At 42.2% G+C, this 19545-nt stretch carries 13 protein-coding genes; all 13 read left to right on the top strand.

Annotated elements, in window-relative coordinates; all coding sequences use genetic code 11:
• Window positions 1-219 precede the first annotated feature (219 nt).
• The 13 genes from BKK47_RS07845 (at window position 220) to tehA (ending at window position 19311) form a co-directional block, all read left to right on the top strand.
• The gene (locus tag BKK47_RS07845; protein WP_077494309.1) at window positions 220-2148 is read left to right on the top strand and encodes an ABC transporter ATP-binding protein; all 1929 of its coding nucleotides are present in this window, start codon (window positions 220-222) and stop codon (window positions 2146-2148) included.
• Between the two features lie 2 nt (window positions 2149-2150).
• Window positions 2151-2693, top strand: coding sequence for a DNA topoisomerase family protein (locus BKK47_RS07840; protein WP_077494308.1), 543 nt, complete (start codon window positions 2151-2153; stop codon window positions 2691-2693).
• Window positions 2690-3241, top strand: a complete 552-nt coding sequence (gene tsaC / locus BKK47_RS07835) for an L-threonylcarbamoyladenylate synthase type 1 TsaC (RefSeq protein ID WP_077494307.1) — start codon at window positions 2690-2692, stop codon at window positions 3239-3241. Before BKK47_RS07840 ends, tsaC begins: the two co-directional genes overlap by 4 nt.
• A 3-nt stretch (window positions 3242-3244) precedes the next feature.
• Entirely contained in the window at window positions 3245-4063 is an 819-nt protein-coding gene (gene aroE, locus BKK47_RS07830) for a shikimate dehydrogenase (protein WP_077494306.1), read from the top strand.
• Window positions 4060-4608 (top strand): DNA-3-methyladenine glycosylase I, encoded by a 549-nt coding sequence (locus tag BKK47_RS07825; RefSeq protein ID WP_077494305.1) that lies wholly within the window; start codon window positions 4060-4062, stop codon window positions 4606-4608. The genes aroE and BKK47_RS07825 overlap by 4 nt, the downstream gene beginning before the upstream one ends.
• A 47-nt stretch (window positions 4609-4655) precedes the next feature.
• A complete protein-coding gene (lptD, locus tag BKK47_RS07820) occupies window positions 4656-6998 on the top strand; it encodes an LPS assembly protein LptD (protein WP_077494304.1) in 2343 nt (780 codons plus the stop codon).
• Between the two features lie 56 nt (window positions 6999-7054).
• Window positions 7055-7801 carry an MlaA family lipoprotein gene (locus BKK47_RS07815; protein ID WP_077494303.1) on the top strand — a complete coding sequence of 249 codons (747 nt, stop codon included), beginning with the start codon at window positions 7055-7057 and terminating at the stop codon, window positions 7799-7801.
• A 63-nt stretch (window positions 7802-7864) separates the two neighbouring features.
• Window positions 7865-8254 (top strand): RidA family protein, encoded by a 390-nt coding sequence (locus tag BKK47_RS07810; RefSeq protein WP_077494302.1) that lies wholly within the window; start codon window positions 7865-7867, stop codon window positions 8252-8254.
• Window positions 8255-8541: 287 nt separating this feature from the next.
• Entirely contained in the window at window positions 8542-9033 is a 492-nt protein-coding gene (gene rplJ, locus BKK47_RS07805; RefSeq protein WP_018357246.1) for a 50S ribosomal protein L10, read from the top strand.
• 54 nt (window positions 9034-9087) lie between these two features.
• Complete coding sequence (gene rplL / locus BKK47_RS07800; RefSeq protein WP_077414190.1) at window positions 9088-9459, top strand: 50S ribosomal protein L7/L12; 372 nt, start codon at window positions 9088-9090, stop codon at window positions 9457-9459.
• Between the two features lie 304 nt (window positions 9460-9763).
• Entirely contained in the window at window positions 9764-13792 is a 4029-nt protein-coding gene (gene rpoB, locus BKK47_RS07795; protein WP_077494301.1) for a DNA-directed RNA polymerase subunit beta, read from the top strand.
• 126 nt (window positions 13793-13918) lie between these two features.
• Window positions 13919-18187 (top strand): DNA-directed RNA polymerase subunit beta', encoded by a 4269-nt coding sequence (gene rpoC / locus BKK47_RS07790; RefSeq protein ID WP_077494300.1) that lies wholly within the window; start codon window positions 13919-13921, stop codon window positions 18185-18187.
• Between the two features lie 176 nt (window positions 18188-18363).
• Window positions 18364-19311 (top strand): dicarboxylate transporter/tellurite-resistance protein TehA, encoded by a 948-nt coding sequence (tehA, locus tag BKK47_RS07785; protein WP_077494299.1) that lies wholly within the window; start codon window positions 18364-18366, stop codon window positions 19309-19311.
• Window positions 19312-19545: the final 234 nt, after the last annotated feature.

Here is a 19545-nt window from a genome sequence, read left to right as displayed (position 1 = left end):
AAAGCTAAAAGCTAAAAGCTGATTTTTATCTTTATCACAAAATACAAACGGTCAGTTTACAAACTTTTTTGGCAAACTGACCGTTTGTATTAGGTTATGATGTAATTGGGGGGCGGAACAGACAATATCGTTGTTAAGGTATGAGTTCCGTTTTCATGCCGTAGTTGGACTGTATCTAATACGGCAAAATAGCCATAAAATCAGGCACATTTTAGAAACATGATTATATTTAATAATATTTCCCTAAAACGTGGACAAACGGAATTATTGGAAAATGCCACGGCGACTATCAATCCAAAACAAAAAGTGGGGTTGGTGGGGAAAAACGGTTGTGGCAAATCTTCTTTGTTTGCCTTATTGAAAAAAGAACTTCAGCCTGAGGGGGGAGAAATCTCTTATCCGTCGAGTTGGGCGGTATCATGGGTGAATCAGGAAACGCCGGCGTTAGAAATATCCGCATTGGATTATGTGATTCAAGGGGATCGAGAATATTGCCGTTTGCAGGCGGAACTGGGACAGGCAAATGAACGCAATGACGGCAACGCTATTGCACGTATTCACGACAGGCTTGATGCCATTAATGCTTGGACGATTCAATCACGGGCGGAAACGCTGTTGCATGGTTTAGGATTTACGCAGGCAGAAACTCAGCATACTGTAAAATCTTTCTCGGGCGGCTGGCGAATGCGCTTGAATTTGGCGCAGGCGTTACTTTGTCCTTCGGATTTATTATTACTTGACGAACCCACCAACCATTTAGATTTGGACGCGGTCATTTGGCTTGAACGTTGGTTGGTGAATTATCAAGGCACGTTAGTGTTGATTTCTCATGATCGTGATTTTCTTGATCCTATTGTGACGAAAATTTTGCACATAGAACATCAAAAACTCAACGAATATACGGGGGATTATTCCTCTTTTGAAGTGCAGCGTGCCACCAAACTTGCTCAACAAGCGGCAATGTATCGCCAGCAGCAACAAAAAATTGCCCATTTACAAAGTTATATTGATCGCTTTAAAGCAAAAGCGACCAAAGCAAAACAGGCACAAAGTCGTGTGAAAGCCTTAGAACGAATGGAATTAATTGCGCCGGCGTATGCGGATAATCCTTTCACTTTTGCTTTTCGCCCGCCTGTTTCGTTGCCTAATCCTTTGGTGATGCTTGAGCAAGCCAGTGCCGGTTATGGTAAAGGGGAAAGTGCGGTTGAAATTTTGCGTAAAATTAAACTCAATCTTGTGCCGGGTTCCCGTATTGGATTGCTCGGTAAGAATGGGGCGGGAAAATCCACCTTGATTAAACTTTTAGCGCAAGAGCTGACCGCACTTTCCGGTACGGTACAGCTCGCGAAAGGGGTTAAATTGGGATATTTTGCTCAACATCAGCTTGATACTCTCCGCGCGGAAGAATCCGCTTTGTGGCATATGCAAAAACTTGCACCGGAGCAGACAGAGCAACAACTGCGTGATTACCTTGGTAGTTTTGCTTTTCAGGGTGATAAAGTCAATCAGCCAGTGTCCTCATTTTCCGGTGGCGAAAAAGCGCGGTTGGTTTTGGCATTGATTGTGTGGCAACGCCCGAATTTGCTGTTATTGGATGAACCGACCAACCATTTGGATCTTGATATGCGCCAAGCCTTAACGGAAGCCTTGGTAGATTATGAGGGATCGTTGGTGGTGGTATCGCACGACCGCCACTTGTTACGCAATACAGTGGAAGAATTTTACTTAGTCCATGATCAACAAGTCGAACCCTTTAAAGGCGATTTAGACGATTATCAAAAATGGTTGATGGAACAAAATAGCCAATCTTCTACAAAATCAGTCGAAGAAAATACTACGACAGAAAATGTTCATTCCAATCAAAGTCGCAAAGAACAAAAACGTCGAGAGGCGGAATTGCGTCAACAAACCGCACCGCTTCGGAAAAAAATCACGCAGTTAGAAGAAAAAATGAATACCTTGACCGAACAGCTGGCGGAAATTGAAAATAACCTGGCGGATTCCACACTTTATTGTGTAGAAAATAAAGAAAAATTGACCGCACTTTTAGCACAACAGGTGGAGACCAAAAAGAACTTGGAAACCGTGGAGGCGGATTGGATGGAAACGCAGGAAACATTGGAAGAAATCGTATCGAATGCGGAGTGATTATGACCGAATCCCTTTTTCATCATACCAAACAAGAAGAATATTGCCCGAAGTGCGGTTCGATTTTGCAAATTAAACAGGGCAAAAAAGGGTTGTTTCTTGGTTGTAGCGGCTATCCGCAATGCGATTACTTACGTCCTCTGCATCGTGTGGAACATAAGGTATTGAAAGAACTGGATGAGGCTTGTCCGCAATGTGCTAATCCATTACAGTTAAAACAAGGTGCATTCGGTATGTTTATCGGTTGCAGTAATTATCCGCAATGTGATTTTGTCGTACACGAAGAACAAAAAACGGTAGAAAAAATCGCTTGCCCGCAATGTCAAAAGGGGCATTTGGTCGCCCGCCGTGGACGGCAGGGGAAAACATTTTATGGCTGCAATGATTTCCCTCATTGCAAATTTTCTTTACCGGCTAAGCCCTATGAAATACCTTGCCCGCAATGCAATTTTCCTCTTGCCTTATTAAAAAGTGAAAATGAAACGGGGCAACAAATGCAATGTGCGAATAAAACTTGCCGCTATATTTTTGAGATTTCCAAATGACTTTACAACAAATTGTCGCCTGTTTATTACAAGATCAAGTGGTCGCCTACCCCACCGAAGCCGTGTTTGGGTTGGGATGTAACCCATTCAGTGAAAGTGCGGTCAAAAAATTACTCGATTTAAAACAACGTCCTATGGAAAAAGGGCTAATTTTGATTGCGCCGACATTAACATTTTTACTGCCCTTTATTGATCTTTCAGGCGTGACGGAAACACAAATGGCAAGGCTGACTACCCGTTATAATCGCCCGATTACTTGGGTTGTGCCGGCAAAATCGGATGTTTCCCCCTTTCTTACCGGAAAATTTAACACGATTGCGGTGCGTTTGAGCGATCATCCGGCAGTGCAGGCGTTATGCGAAACAACAGGTTTTGCATTGACTTCAACGAGTGCAAATTTAACCGGTGCGTCTCCCTGTCGAACCGTGGAGGAAGTGCGGTCGCAATTTGGTGAGGATTTTCCCGTTTTAGATTTACCGGTAGGAAAAGCGAAAAATCCCTCGGAGATTCGTGATTTGATCACCAACCAACTTTTTAGACAAGGATAATATATGGATCACTATGCGGTGTGGGGCAATCCCATTTCACAAAGTTTATCGCCGTTGATTCAAGGCAAATTTGCGGCACAAACCCAACAAGAGATGACCTATGAAGCAAAATTAGGTGATCTTGATACCTTTGAGCAACAACTAGCCATATTTTTCTCTCTGGGGGCAAAAGGTTGTAACGTTACCGCACCTTTTAAAGCCCGAGCCTATCAACTTGCCGATGAACACAGCGAACAGGCAAAGTTTGCTGAGGCTTGTAATACATTGAAAAAATTAGAAGACGGTAGGCTTTATGCTGGTAATACGGACGGTGTGGGCTTAGTCACGGATTTGGAACGTTTAAATTGGATAAAACCGAATCAGCGTATTTTGATTTTAGGTGCCGGTGGCGCAACTCAAGGTGTGCTACTGCCCTTATTACAAGCCCAACAAAATATCGTGCTAGCCAACCGCACTTTAGCGAAAGCTCAAGCCTTGGCAGAAAAATTCCAACCTTACGGCAAGATTCAAGCGGTGGCGATGGAGGCGATTCCTATTCAGCCTTATGATCTGATTATCAACGCAACGTCTGCAGGGTTAAGTGGAACTACCGCGCCTGTTTCGGCGGATATGCTTAAATTGGGGCACGCCTTTTATGATATGCAGTACGCCAAAGGATCAGATACGCCATTTATTACTTTTTGTAAAAGTTTAGGGTTGGTGAATGTGAACGACGGATTTGGAATGCTGGTGGCGCAAGCGGCACATTCATTTTATTTATGGCGGGGCGTGATGCCGAATTTTGCGAAGGTTTATAGCGAACTCAAAAAGGAGATCCTATGACAAGATGTTCGTGGGCGGGCGATTTGCCGATTTACATTGCTTATCACGATAACGAATGGGGTAAGCCGGAATTTGACAGCCAAAAATTATTCGAGAAAATTTGTTTAGAAGGGCAACAAGCCGGCTTGTCGTGGATTACGGTGTTAAAAAAACGTGAGGCGTATCGGGCGGCATTTCATCAATTTGATCCCGAAAAAGTGGCAAAAATGACCGCACTTGATATTGATGCTTGTATGCAAAATACGGGGCTGATTCGCCATCGTGCTAAATTGGAAGCCATTGTTAAAAATGCCAATGCTTATTTGGCGATGGAAAAGTGCGGTGAAAATTTTAGTGATTTTATTTGGTCGTTCGTCAATCATAAACCGATTGTGAATGATGTGCCGGATTTATCCGTTATACCGACTAGAACCGATATATCCAAAGCGATGTCAAAGGCATTGAAAAAACGCGGTTTTGTATTTGTAGGTGAAACCACTTGTTATGCTTTTATGCAATCAATGGGATTAGTCAATGACCATATAAATGATTGTCGTTGTAAATGATCTTCCAGTATAATCGCTCGGATTTTATCGATAAAAAGAATTAAATTATGAATAAAAAATATACTTTAATTTCGCTTTCTATTTTGACCGCACTTTATAGCCAAACGGCTTTAGCGGATTTACGTTCGCAATGTTTGTTAGGCGTGCCAACGTTTTCCGGTGAGGTGGTGTCAGGGAATTCAAATGATTTGCCTGTTTATATTGAAGCGGATGATGCGGAAATTAATCAGCCGACAAGCGCAATTTATAAAGGAAATGCGGATCTCAAGCAGGGAAACCGTCATCTGATTGCCGATTCCGTGGAAGTGAAACAAACCGGTGAAGGCACGGCATTGCAACGTTTCGCTTATGTGCGTGGCGGATTTGACTATAAAGACGATCAAATCAATATGTTGGGGCAAAATGCGGATTTTAATTTAGAGTCGAAAGACGGTAATGTGACGGAAGCCGATTATCAGCTAGTCGGGCGTCAAGGTCGGGGAAAAGCGCAAGAAATTGAACTGCGCAATAATACCCGTGTGATGAAAAATGCCACTTTTACGTCCTGTTTACCGAATGATAATGCGTGGGCGGTGGATGCCTCGGAGATTCGTCAGTATATTAAAGAAGAATATGCGGAAATGTGGCACGCACGCTTTAAAGTACTTGGCGTACCGGTATTTTATACGCCATATTTGCAACTCCCTATCGGTGATCGTCGCCGTTCCGGTTTATTAATCCCAAGTGCCGGAAGTTCAAGCCGTGACGGGTATTGGTATTCCCAACCGATTTATTGGAGTATCGCACCGAATTATGATGCGACCATTATCCCGAAATATATGTCGCACCGTGGCTGGCAATTAAACGGTGAGTTTCGCTATTTAACACCGGTTGGTGAAGGTAAAGTTGCCGGTGAATATTTGGCACGTGATCGCTATGATGAATACTATGGCGAGAATCGGAAACGCCATCTTTTTTATTGGAATCACAGTTCCTCTTTCCTTCAAAATTGGCGTTTGAATATTGATTATACGCGAGTAAGTGATAAACGCTATTTCACGGATTTTACGTCTGACTATGGTAGTAGCACGGATGGTTATGCCAACCAATATGCACGTATTGCTTATTACCAGCCAAATTACAATTTCGCTATTTCAGCACGCCAATTCCAAATTTTTGATGAGGTAGATATCGGGCCTTATCGTGCCATGCCACAAATTGATTTTAACTATTATAAAAATGATTTAGCGAATGGTTGGTTAGACTTCAAGTTATTCTCGCAAGCAGTACGTTTTGATAATGATAGTAACCTTATGCCCACGGCTTGGCGTTTTCATCTTGAGCCTAGTTTAGCCACGGCAATGTCGAATAAATACGGTAGTTTGAATATTGAAACCAAACTTTATGCGACCCATTACCAACAGAAAAAAGGTAAAGGCGTTGGGGCAGAAGAGGTTGAAAGTCGGGTAAATCGGGTTATTCCACAAATTAAAGTGGATTTACAAACCGTCTTAGCGCGTGATACGACTTTCTTAAAAGATTATACGCAAACCTTTGAACCGCGCGTGCAGTATTTGTATCGACCGTATCGCAATCAAAGCAATATCGGCTCAAGCCGTACCAATGATTATTTGGGGTATGGCTATGATTCCTCATTGGTTCAACAAGATTATTATTCTTTATTCCGTGATCGCCGTTATAGCGGGTTAGACCGAATTTCTTCCGCTAATCAAATCACCTTAGGGGGAACCACCCGTTTTTATGACAGACATTCAACGGAACGTTTTAATTTCTCTGCCGGACAGACTTATCACTTAACCGATTCTCGAATTGACAGCAATCCGGCAAATAGTACGCAACGTTCTTCTTCCTCTTGGGCGTTGGAGTCAAATTGGAAACTCAATGATAACTGGAACTGGCATGGTAGCTATCAATATGATACACAGTTGAAGAAAACCTCATTAGTCAATACCAGTATTGAATATAATCCGGAATTAAATAATTTAATTCAGTTAAATTATCGTTATGCGAGCCAAGCTTATATCGACCAAAACTTAGGACGATCTGCTAATGCCTATAATCAAGATATTAAACAATTAGGCTTGGTCGCGGCTTGGGAAGTGACAGATAATTGGGCGGTAGTCGGAAAATATTATCAGGACTTAGCCTTGAAAAAACCGGTAGAACAGTATCTTGGCGTGCAGTATAACAGTTGTTGCTGGGCGATAGGTGTCGGAGCCAGACGCCATGTCACCAGCCGCCAAAATCAAGGACAAAACGAAGTACTGTATGATAATAGTATCGGCGTGACCTTTGAATTACGCGGTTTAGGCACCAATGATCACCAAAGCGGTATTCAAGATATGTTGAAAAAAGGTAAGCTGCCGTATATTAAAGCGTATAGTTTATAAGCATAGGCTTGCCCAACATTATCTTAGAAATGAGGTTTTTGTAGAAAGGATATTTTATGAAAAAACAACTAATATTGACCGCACTTTTGGGTGCGATGGTATTAACCGGCTGTGCAACCAAGCCAAATGGAGAGCGTAATGATCCAATGGAAGGGTTTAACCGTACCATGTGGGATTTTAACTACAAAGTGGTGGACCGTTATGTGTTAGAACCGGCGGCAAAAGGTTGGCGTGATTATGTACCGACACCCATTACAAAAGGGCTGACGAACGTAGCGAATAACTTAGACGAGCCGGTAAGTTTTGTAAACCGTATGATTGAAGGCGAACCTAAAAAAGCCTTTGTGCATTTTAATCGTTTTTGGATTAATACCGTTTTCGGTCTCGGCGGTTTGTTTGATTTCGCCAGTGCGAGCAAAGAATTGCAGGTTTACGAACAACGCGGATTTGGTGAAACGCTAGGCAGTTATGGCGTTGATGCCGGCGCTTATATGGTACTGCCGCTTTATAATGCGACAACCCCGCGCCAATTAACCGGTGCAGTAGTGGATGCCGCCTATATGTATCCGTTCTGGGATTGGGCGGTGGACGGCCCGTTTTCACTGGTTAAATATGGTGTGCAAGCATTAGATGCGCGAGCAAAAAATTTGGATAATGCGGAATTATTAAATCAAGCGCAAGATCCTTATGTAACTTTCCGTGAGGCTTATTTCCAAAATTTGGAATTTAAAGTCAATGACGGAAAAGTAAAAGAAGGTTCACAGAAAGAACTTTCTGATGATGTGTTGAAAGAAATTGATTAATAAAAAGTGCGGTTGATTTTACTGCATTTTTCTCTATGAAAGATAAGAAAAGGAGAACTGACTATGACAAAAATTATTCATACTGAGCAAGCCCCTGCTGCAATCGGGCCTTATGTTCAGGCGGTAGATTTAGGAAATTTGGTTTTAACTTCAGGTCAGATTCCGGTGAATCCGGCAACAGGCGAAGTGCCGACTGATATAGTGGCACAAGCCCGTCAATCTTTAGAAAACGTAAAAGCGATTGTAGAACAAGCCGGTTTAAGCGTGGCGGATATTGTAAAAACGACCGTATTCGTGAAAGATTTAAATGATTTTGCCGTGGTGAATGCGGAGTATGAGCGTTTCTTTAAAGAGAACAATCACCCGACTTTTCCTGCCCGTTCTTGTGTGGAAGTTGCACGTTTACCGAAAGATGTGGGGGTGGAAATTGAAGCTATTGCGGTGAGAAAATAACAAAAAAGTGCGGTTAAAATTCGCAGAATTTTTCAACAATAGACTTTACAAAGGGAGGGGTTGGCTCTATAATTCCACCCCTGTTTGCGCTTAGCGCGTAAAATTTCTGGTTGGTGCTTGACCTATTCAAGCCCCGTCCAAGACCGTAGGGGAGCAATCTTAATCATCCTACGTAGATGGTGTACAGAATAAGAATTTTTCTTGCTTCTGGGCACCGAAGTCGTCCTAATCTTAGATTAGGTAAATTAATTCCGAGAAATCGGAGTGTATTCAGGAGCTAAAAGCCAATGGCATTAAATCTTCAAGACAAACAAGCAATTGTTGCTGAAGTAAATGAAGCAGCCAAAGGTGCACTTTCAGCAGTGATCGCAGATTCTCGCGGTGTGACTGTTGATAAAATGACTGAATTACGTAAATCAGCTCGTGAAGCGGGTGTAACAATGCGTGTGGTCCGTAATACTTTATTACGCCGTGCGGTTGAAGGCACAGATTACGAATGCTTAAAAGATACGTTTGTAGGTCCAACACTTATCGCGTTCTCTAATGAACATCCGGGCGCAGCGGCTCGCTTGTTCAAAGAGTTTGCTAAAGCAAATGATAAGTTTGAAATTAAAGGTGCAGCCTTTGAAGGTAAGATCCAAGATGTTGAATTCTTAGCAACATTACCAACTTACGAAGAAGCAATTGCACGTTTAATGGGCACAATGAAAGAAGCTGCGGCAGGCAAACTTGCTCGCACTCTTGCGGCATTACGCGACAAATTACAAGAAGCGGCTTAATTGTTAAGCGTTTCTTACTTCATTTAACTTTATCTATTTTAGGAATTGATTGTTATGTCATTAACTAACGAACAAATCATTGAAGCGATTGCTTCTAAAACTGTAACTGAAATCGTTGAATTAATCGCAGCGATGGAAGAAAAATTCGGCGTTTCAGCAGCGGCAGCAGTAGCAGCAGCACCGGCAGGTGGCGCAGCAGCAGCGGCAGAAGAGAAAACTGAATTTGATGTAGTACTTGCTGAAGCTGGTGCAAACAAAGTAGCAGTAATTAAAGCAGTACGTGGTGCAACCGGCTTAGGCTTAAAAGAAGCGAAAGACTTAGTTGAATCTGCACCTGCAGCGTTAAAAGAAGGTATCTCTAAAGAAGAAGCTGAAGCGCTTAAGAAAGAATTAGAAGAAGCCGGTGCAAAAGTAGAAATCAAATAATTTTTGATTCACTGATGCCCTGTTTCTCAGGCTTAATGGCTGGTGGTTTACCCATCAGCCATTTTGTGCTATCAAAATAGGCACAAAAAACAGATAATCATTTTCCGTTTAATTTTATCTGTTTCCACTCAAATTAATAATAGACGTTTTAAATTTGAGTAACCCACTACAGAAGTAAGGTTCAGAGTGCGGTTCCTGAAAACGGTGTCCATACTTTGGTATAAGTTAAAATTCGGTCAAAATTGACCGCACTTTTTCTTGTATCAGCTCAGTCTCACTAAAATTGATAGAGGAAAACCAACCAATGGGTCTCTCCTATTCTGAGAAAAAACGAATTCGTAAAGACTTCGGCAAACGTCCGCAAGTTTTAAATGTACCTTATTTATTAACTATCCAATTAGATTCGTTTGATAAATTTATTCAAAAAGATCCTGAGGGGCAGCAAGGCTTAGAGGCCGCTTTCCGTTCAGTCTTTCCGATTGTTAGCAACAATGGCTATACCGAATTACAATATGTTGATTACCGTTTAGAAGAACCGGAATTTGATGTACGCGAGTGCCAAATTCGCGGTTCGACTTACGCAGCGGGTTTACGCGTTAAGTTACGCCTTGTGAGCTACGATAAAGAGTCATCTTCACGCGCAGTTAAAGATATTAAAGAAAATGAAGTGTATATGGGCGAAATCCCATTAATGACTGACAACGGTACCTTTGTGATCAACGGTACTGAGCGTGTTATCGTTTCGCAATTACACCGTAGTCCCGGTGTGTTCTTTGATTCAGATAAAGGTAAAACCCATTCATCAGGTAAAGTGCTTTATAACGCACGTATCATTCCTTACCGTGGTTCTTGGTTGGATTTTGAATTTGATCCGAAAGATAATCTTTATGCACGTATTGACCGCCGCCGTAAATTACCGGCAACGATTATTCTTCGGGCATTAGGTTACAGCACCGAAGAAATTTTAAATTTATTCTTTGATAAAGTCACTTTTGAAATCGCCGATAATCAATTATTAATGACTCTTGTGCCGGAACGTTTACGTGGTGAAACGGCGTCCTTTGATATTGAAGCGAACGGTAAAGTCTATGTCGAGCGGGGTCGTCGTATTACTGCCCGTCATATTAAGGCATTAGAAAAAGATAATGTAAGCCAAGTTGTTGTGCCTACCGAGTATATTGTAGGTAAAGTGGCAGCCAAAGATTATGTAGATTTGGAATCCGGTGAAATTATTTGTCCGGCAAATGGTGAACTTTCTTTAGAGATTTTAGCGAAGTTAGCTCAAGCCGGCTACAACGTTATTGAAACCTTGTTTACCAATGATTTAGATTATGGTCCGTATATTTCTGAAACTTTACGGGTTGATCCGACTTACGATAAAACCAGTGCGCTTTACGAAATCTATCGTATGATGCGTCCGGGCGAGCCACCAACACCGGAATCTTCAGAAGCCTTATTCCACAACTTATTTTTCTCTGCAGAGCGTTATGATTTATCAGCAGTAGGTCGTATGAAATTCAACCGCTCTTTAGGTATTCCTGAAGGCGTGGGCAGTGGTATTTTAAGTCATGAAGATATCATTGCTGTCATGCGTAAACTCATTGATATCCGTAACGGTCGTGGTGAAGTGGATGATATCGACCACTTAGGTAACCGTCGTATCCGTTCTGTGGGTGAAATGGCGGAAAACCAATTCCGTATTGGTTTAGTGCGTGTAGAAAGAGCGGTCAAAGAACGTCTATCTTTAGGTGATTTGGATGCGATCACGCCACAGGATTTAATTAATCCGAAACCAATTTCTGCGGCAGTGAAAGAATTCTTTGGTTCTTCACAACTTTCGCAATTTATGGATCAAAACAACCCATTATCGGAAGTGACCCATAAACGCCGTATTTCTGCATTAGGTCCGGGCGGTTTAACCCGTGAACGTGCAGGCTTTGAAGTACGTGACGTACATAACACCCACTATGGTCGTTTATGTCCAATCGAAACGCCTGAAGGTCCGAACATTGGTTTGATTAACTCCCTTTCCGCTTTTGCCCGTACCAATGATTACGGTTTTTTAGAAACCCCATATCGTAAGGTTATTGATGGTCAAGTGACGGAAGAAATTGAATATTTATCCGCTATTGATGAAGCAAATTATATCATCGCACAGGCAAACTCAAATCTAGACGAGAACAATCGCTTTACCGATGCCTTTGTTACGGCGCGTGGTGAGCGTGGTGAGTCCGGTTTATATAAACCTGAAGATATCCATTATATGGACGTATCCACTCAACAAGTGGTATCTGTGGCGGCGGCTTTGATCCCATTCCTTGAGCATGATGATGCGAACCGTGCATTGATGGGGGCAAACATGCAACGTCAGGCAGTTCCAACATTACGTGCTGATAAGCCGTTGGTGGGAACCGGCATGGAAAAACCAATTGCCCTTGACTCCGGTGTGGCAGTTGTAGCGAAACGTGGTGGTATTGTTCAATATGTAGATGCATCACGTATCGTGATTAAAGTGAATGAAGATGAAACCGTTGCAGGTGAAGCGGGGATTGATATTTATAACTTAATCAAATACACCCGTTCTAACCAAAATACCTGTATCAACCAAATTCCTTGTGTGAATTTAGGCGATCCGATTAATCGTGGTGAGGTTTTGGCTGACGGTCCTTCAACCGATTTAGGGGAACTGGCGTTAGGTCAAAATATTCGTGTGGCATTTATGCCATGGAACGGTTATAACTTTGAAGACTCTATGTTAGTGTCTGAGCGTGTGGTTCAACAAGATCGCTTTACCACGATTCATATTCAAGAACTTTCTTGTGTGGCTCGTGATACTAAATTAGGCGCAGAAGAAATCACCGCAGATATTCCAAATGTGGGTGAATCGGCACTCAGCAAATTAGATGAATCCGGTATCGTTTATGTGGGTGCGGAAGTAAAAGGTGGAGACATCTTAGTCGGTAAAGTGACACCGAAAGGTGAAACCCAATTAACACCGGAAGAAAAATTGTTACGTGCAATTTTCGGTGAAAAAGCCTCTGATGTAAAAGATTCTTCATTACGCGTACCAAACAGCGTAAGCGGTACGGTTATCGACGTACAAGTCTTCACCCGTGATGGCGTGGAAAAAGATAAACGTGCGCTAGAAATCGAAGAAATGCAATTAAAAGAAGCGAAGAAAGACCTTTCCGATGAATTGGAAATTTTAGAAGCAGGTTTATTCGCACGTGTTCGCAATCTTCTTATTTCAGGTGGCGTGGATGAGGCGCAATTAGACAAATTAGATCGGACTAAATGGTTAGAACAAACCATTGCTGATGAAGAGAAACAAAACCAATTAGAGCAGCTTGCAGAACAATACGAAGAGCTTCGTAAAGAGTTTGAACTCAAACTTGAAGTGAAACGTAAGAAAATCATCAAAGGTGATGATCTTGCGCCGGGCGTATTGAAAGTGGTGAAAGTTTATCTTGCAGTGAAACGCCAAATCCAACCTGGTGATAAAATGGCAGGTCGTCACGGTAACAAAGGGGTTATCTCAAAAATTAACCCTGTTGAGGATATGCCGTACGATGAAAACGGTCAACCGGTTGAAATCGTATTAAACCCACTGGGCGTTCCATCCCGTATGAATATCGGTCAGATCCTTGAAACCCACTTAGGTTTAGCGGCAAAAGGTATTGGTGATCAAATCAATGCGATGCTTAAACAAAAACAAGAAGTGGAAAAATTACGCAGTTATATGCAAAAAGCCTATGATTTAGGTCATGGTTCACAAAAAGTGGATTTAAGCACCTTCACTGATGAAGAAGTGTTACGTTTAGCAGATAACCTACGTAAAGGTTTACCGGTTGCGACCCCAGTGTTTGATGGTGCGGATGAAACGGAAATCAAAGAGTTATTAAAACTCGGCGGTTTACCGACTTCCGGTCAGATCACCTTATACGATGGACGTACCGGTGAGAAATTTGAGCGTCCGGTAACCGTAGGTTATATGTATATGCTCAAATTGAACCACTTGGTTGACGACAAAATGCATGCTCGTTCAACGGGTTCTTATAGTCTCGTCACGCAACAGCCATTGGGTGGTAAAGCACAATTTGGTGGTCAACGTTTCGGTGAGATGGAGGTATGGGCACTTGAAGCTTATGGTGCGGCTTATACGTTACAAGAAATGCTCACCGTGAAATCCGATGATGTGAACGGTCGTACGAAGATGTATAAAAACATCGTTAGCGGCAACCAACAAATGGATCCGGGTACGCCGGAATCTTTCAATGTAATTATGAAAGAAATCCGTTCACTTGGTTTAAATATCGAGTTAGACGAAGAGTAATGAAAAGTAAGGTGTGTGGATGGTAAAAATCTACACACCCTACAAAAGAAATCGCCGAAGTGCGGTCAAAATTCTCGGTAATTTTTAACCGCACTTTAAACCTTTAACTCCGACAGGAGAACATTTGTGAAAGACTTAGTTAAGTTTTTAAAAGCACAGTCAAAAACCAGTGAAGATTTTGATGTGATTAAAATTGGGTTAGCCTCACCGGATATGATCCGTTCTTGGTCATTTGGTGAAGTGAAAAAACCTGAAACCATTAACTACCGTACGTTCAAACCTGAACGTGATGGTCTTTTCTGTGCGCGTATCTTCGGGCCGGTAAAAGATTACGAATGTTTATGTGGTAAATATAAACGTTTAAAACACCGTGGCGTGATTTGTGAAAAATGTGGCGTTGAAGTGACGCAAACCAAAGTTCGTCGTGAACGTATGGGACACATTGAATTAGCTTCACCGGTGGCACACATTTGGTTCTTAAAATCTCTTCCATCCCGTATCGGTTTATTACTTGATATGCCGTTGCGTGATATTGAGCGTGTACTTTATTTTGAAATGTACATTGTGACCGAGCCGGGTATGACGGATTTAGAACGTGGTCAATTATTAACGGAAGAACAATACCTTGATGCCGAAGATCGTTGGCAAGATGAATTTGAGGCCAAAATGGGTGCGGAAGCGATCCAAGATTTGTTAAAAGGTATGGATCTTGAAGTGGAATGCGAAAAACTACGTGAAGAGTTACAAGAAACCAATTCTGAAACTAAACGTAAGAAAATCACTAAACGCTTAAAATTATTAGAAGCATTTGTGCAATCCGGCAATAAACCGGAATGGATGGTGATGACCGTATTACCTGTACTTCCACCGGATTTACGTCCTTTAGTACCACTTGATGGTGGTCGTTTTGCCACCTCTGATTTGAACGATTTATACCGCCGTGTGATCAACCGTAACAATCGTTTAAAACGTTTATTGGATTTGATTGCGCCGGATATTATCGTGCGCAACGAAAAACGGATGTTACAAGAATCGGTCGATGCCTTATTAGATAACGGTCGTCGTGGTCGTGCGATTACCGGTTCTAACCGCCGTCCGTTAAAATCTTTAGCGGATATGATTAAAGGTAAACAAGGTCGTTTCCGTCAAAACTTATTGGGGAAACGTGTTGACTACTCCGGTCGTTCCGTTATTACCGTAGGGCCATACTTGCATCTACATCAATGTGGTTTACCGAAGAAAATGGCATTGGAATTATTCCGTCCGTTTATCTATGCGAAATTAGAAAGCCGTGGTTATGCGACAACGATTAAAGCGGCGAAGAAAATGGTTGAACGTGAAGATGCCATCGTTTGGGATATCCTTGCGGAAGTCATTCGTGAACACCCGATTCTATTGAACCGTGCGCCAACCCTTCACCGTTTGGGTATTCAAGCATTTGAGCCAATCTTAATTGAAGGTAAAGCGATTCAATTACATCCGCTCGTTTGTGCGGCGTTTAACGCGGACTTCGATGGTGACCAAATGGCGGTTCACGTACCATTAACCCTCGAAGCACAATTAGAAGCCCGTGCGTTGATGATGTCAACCAACAACGTACTTTCACCGGCGAACGGTGAGCCGATTATCGTTCCATCACAAGATGTGGTGTTGGGTCTTTACTATATGACCCGTGAAAAAGTAAACGGTAAAGGCGAAGGTATGTTATTGCAAGATCCGCGCGAGGCTGAAAAGGCTTATCGTACCGGTCAGGCAGAATTACATTCTCGTGTAAAAGTACGTATTACCGAATACGTGAAAAATGATGCGAATGAGTTTGAAACGAAAACTACGCTTACCGATACGACGATTGGCCGTGCCATTTTATGGATGATCGCACCAAAAGGTATGCCATATGCATTGTTTAATCAAACATTAGGCAAAAAAGCGATTTCTAAATTAATTAATGAAGCATATCGACGTTTAGGTTTAAAAGAAGCGGTGATGTTTGCTGACCAAATTATGTACACCGGTTTCGCTTATGCTGCTCGTTCCGGTTCATCAGTGGGTATTGATGATATGGTTATTCCGGAGAAGAAATACGAAATTATTTCTGCAGCGGAAGACGAAGTGGCGGAAATTCAGGAGCAATTCCAATCCGGTCTTGTGACGGCAGGTGAGCGTTACAATAAAGTGATCGATATTTGGGCTGCAGCGAACGAACGTGTTGCAAAAGCAATGATGGAAAATCTTTCTACGGAAGAAGTGCTCAATCGTGAAGGTAAACTTGAAAAACAAGCATCCTTTAACAGTATCTTTATGATGGCGGATTCCGGTGCGCGTGGTTCTGCAGCACAGATTCGTCAGCTAGCGGGTATGCGTGGCTTGATGGCTCGTCCGGACGGTTCGATCATTGAAACGCCAATTACCGCAAACTTCCGTGAAGGATTGAACGTACTTCAGTACTTTATTTCAACCCACGGTGCACGTAAAGGTTTGGCGGATACTGCGTTGAAAACAGCAAACTCCGGTTATTTGACCCGTCGTTTGGTTGATGTGGCACAAGACCTAGTGATCATTGAAGATGACTGTGGCACGCATGAAGGCTTAGTGATGACCCCATTAATTGAGGGTGGCGATGAAAAAGTTCCACTTCGTGAGTTAGTGTTAGGTCGTGTAGCGGCAGAAGACATCTATAAACCGGGTACGGAAGAAGTCTTAATTGCACGTAATACATTATTAGATGAAAAACTCTGTGATGTATTAGATGCAAATTCGGTGGATAGTGTGAAAGTACGCTCTGTCGTAACCTGTGATACGGATTATGGTGTGTGTGCGAAATGTTACGGTCGTGACTTAGCACGTGGTCACTTAATCAATCAAGGGGAAGCGGTAGGTGTTATTGCTGCGCAATCTATCGGTGAGCCGGGGACACAGTTAACCATGCGTACGTTCCATATCGGTGGTGCGGCATCTGCTGCAGCGAAAGAGTCAAGCGTACAGGCGAAAAATACCGGTACATTACACTTAGCAAATGCGAAATTTGTAACTAATGACGAAGGTAAATTAGTTTTAACATCCCGTAATACGGAATTGACTATTACTGATGCATTTGGTCGTACTAAAGAACACTATAAAGTGCCTTACGGTGCGGTATTAAGTAAAGGTGATGGCCAAGAAGTCACTGCGGGTGAAACCGTGGCGAACTGGGATCCGCATACCATGCCGGTTGTATCCGAAGTAGCTGGTTTCGTGAAATTCGTAGATATCGTGGACGGTTTAACCGTAACACGTCAAACTGATGAATTGACCGGTTTATCCTCTATTGTGGTACAAGATGTGGGTGAACGTGCAACCGCAGGTAAAGATTTACGTCCAACTATTAAATTAGTTGATGCAAACGGTAATGACGTATTCTTACCGGAAACCGATGTTATTGCACAATACTTCCTACCGGGTAAAGCTATCGTGAGCTTAGACGATGGCGCAGCGGTGAAAGTGGGTGAACCATTGGCGCGTATTCCGCAAGAATCTGTGGGAACCAAAGATATTACCGGTGGTCTTCCACGGGTTGCAGACTTATTTGAGGCCCGTAAACCAAAAGAGCCGGCGATTTTGGCAGAAATTTCAGGTATCGTTTCCTTCGGTAAAGAAACCAAAGGTAAACGCCGCTTGCTAATTACACCGGCAGAAGGCGAAGTGTACGAAGAAATGATTCCAAAATGGCGTCAGCTCAACGTATTTGAAGGTGAAATGGTACAACGTGGTGACGTGATTTCTGATGGTGCGGAAACACCACACGATATTTTACGTTTACGTGGTGTACGTGCTGTAACCGAATATATCGTCAATGAAGTGCAAGATGTTTACCGCTTACAAGGGGTAAAAATCAATGATAAGCACATTGAAGTCATCGTTCGCCAAATGTTGCGTAAAGCGGTGATCACTCAGGCTTACGACTCTGAATTCCTTGAAGGGGAACAAGTGGAAGTGGCTCGCGTGAAAATCGTAAACCGTAAACGTGAAGCGGAAGGCAAACCGTTGGTTGAGTTCGAGCGCGAATTGTTGGGTATTACCAAAGCATCTCTTGCAACGGAATCCTTCATCTCTGCTGCATCGTTCCAAGAAACCACACGTGTGCTTACCGAAGCAGCCGTGGCAGGTAAACGTGACGAATTACGCGGCTTGAAAGAAAACGTGATCGTTGGTCGTTTAATTCCGGCTGGTACCGGTTTTGCGTACCACCAAAACCGAATTAAAAACCGCCAAAAAGCAGCGGAATTAGCGGTGGAAGCAATTGAAGAACCAATTTCTACTTTTGCAACCGATGCGGATATCGAAGCGGAATTTGAATTTATCGCAGATGATGCAACGCAAAGCCTAGCGGCATTATTAAATTCCGAAATGGAAGAGTAATTTTGCAATATAGATAAAAAAGCCCCGAATGGGGCTTTTTTGTTGACCATTATAGGAGCAATGACTTGGCGATGAAAATTCAAAGTGCGGTCATTTTTTCAAGAATTTGAAATTTTTGAGAAAGTTCTACCATTTATTGTTAGACTTACGCAAAGATTTTTTATAAGGATAATTAAATGGCTACAACAAAACTTTTTCCTCTGCCCACCGGCTATTTTGGTATCCCTCTAGGATTATCGGCACTCTCTTTGGCATGGTGGCATTTGGCGGATTTCTTCCCTTGGGTACAAACTATTAGTGATGTGATCGGCATTACGGCAATGATCGTTTGGTTAGCCTTTATTGTTATGTATGGGTATAAATTGCGTTATTATTTCCACGAAGTGAAGGAAGAATATCGTTGCCCTGTTCGCTTTTCTTTTCTCGCATTGATTCCTATCACAACCATGTTAGTCGGCGATATTGCCTATCGTTGGAATCCTGTGATAGCGGAAGTGATGATTTGGCTCGGAACCATCGGGCAATTATTGTTTTCTTCTTTTAGAATGAGTGAACTATGGAAAGGTGGTGTTTTTGAGCGAAAATCAACAAGGCCACCCTTTTATTTACCCTCTGTCGCCGCAAATTTCACCAGTGCAAGTTCATTTGCTTTATTAGGCTATCATGATCTTGGCTATTTATTTTTCGGTGCCGGTTTCATTTCCTGGATGATGTTTGAACCCGTATTACTCCAACATTTACGCATTTCTTCCTTAGAACCGTCTTTTCGTGCCACCATGGGGATTATTCTCGCCCCCGCATTTGTTTGCGCCTCCGCTTATTTAGCCGTCAATCAAGGAGAAGTCGATACTTTCACCAAAATCCTATGGGGCTATGGCTTTTTGCAAATGTTTTTTCTATTGAGAATTTTCCCTTGGATTATTGAAAAAGGCTTAAACATCGGCTTATGGGCTTTCTCATTCGGCTTAGCCTCCATGGCAAATAGCGCCGTTGTTTTTTACCATAATCAAGTGTTATCAGGAATAGCTATGTTTGCCTTTATTTTCTCAAATTTGATGATTGGATTACTTGTGTTGATGACGTTGTGGAAGTTGGTGAAGGGGGAGTTTTGGGCGAAACAGTAGTATTTTAGTTTATTTTTGTCAAACAATTTAATAATTTTTAGCATTATTAACTTCTGAAATAGCAGGTTAATTCTGTAAAATAAATAAAGTAAAAACTCGAATGAATTTTCCTTATTAAAAACACATAGAATATTTAATGATATTATTTTAGAATAAACATATCTAATTAAAATTAACAAAAGGATTTATAATGGCAACTAATCATATTCTATTAGAAATATCATATGCTTTAAT

Source organism: Rodentibacter mrazii (assembly GCF_001998825.1).
Classification (GTDB): Bacteria; Pseudomonadota; Gammaproteobacteria; order Enterobacterales; family Pasteurellaceae; genus Rodentibacter; species Rodentibacter mrazii.
This window is presented reverse-complemented; position numbering and strand designations above follow the sequence as displayed.

What these genes read in the sequence shown, in the direction of transcription:
- BKK47_RS07845 (WP_077494309.1), top strand. Translation starts at nt 220, where the DNA reads ATGATTATATTTAATAATATTTCCCTAAAACGTGGACAAACGGAATTA.
- BKK47_RS07840 (WP_077494308.1), top strand. Translation starts at nt 2,151, where the DNA reads ATGACCGAATCCCTTTTTCATCATACCAAACAAGAAGAATATTGCCCG.
- tsaC (WP_077494307.1), top strand. Translation starts at nt 2,690, where the DNA reads ATGACTTTACAACAAATTGTCGCCTGTTTATTACAAGATCAAGTGGTC.
- aroE (WP_077494306.1), top strand. Translation starts at nt 3,245, where the DNA reads ATGGATCACTATGCGGTGTGGGGCAATCCCATTTCACAAAGTTTATCG.
- BKK47_RS07825 (WP_077494305.1), top strand. Translation starts at nt 4,060, where the DNA reads ATGACAAGATGTTCGTGGGCGGGCGATTTGCCGATTTACATTGCTTAT.
- lptD (WP_077494304.1), top strand. Translation starts at nt 4,656, where the DNA reads ATGAATAAAAAATATACTTTAATTTCGCTTTCTATTTTGACCGCACTT.
- BKK47_RS07815 (WP_077494303.1), top strand. Translation starts at nt 7,055, where the DNA reads ATGAAAAAACAACTAATATTGACCGCACTTTTGGGTGCGATGGTATTA.
- BKK47_RS07810 (WP_077494302.1), top strand. Translation starts at nt 7,865, where the DNA reads ATGACAAAAATTATTCATACTGAGCAAGCCCCTGCTGCAATCGGGCCT.
- rplJ (WP_018357246.1), top strand. Translation starts at nt 8,542, where the DNA reads ATGGCATTAAATCTTCAAGACAAACAAGCAATTGTTGCTGAAGTAAAT.
- rplL (WP_077414190.1), top strand. Translation starts at nt 9,088, where the DNA reads ATGTCATTAACTAACGAACAAATCATTGAAGCGATTGCTTCTAAAACT.
- rpoB (WP_077494301.1), top strand. Translation starts at nt 9,764, where the DNA reads ATGGGTCTCTCCTATTCTGAGAAAAAACGAATTCGTAAAGACTTCGGC.
- tehA (WP_077494299.1), top strand. Translation starts at nt 18,364, where the DNA reads ATGGCTACAACAAAACTTTTTCCTCTGCCCACCGGCTATTTTGGTATC.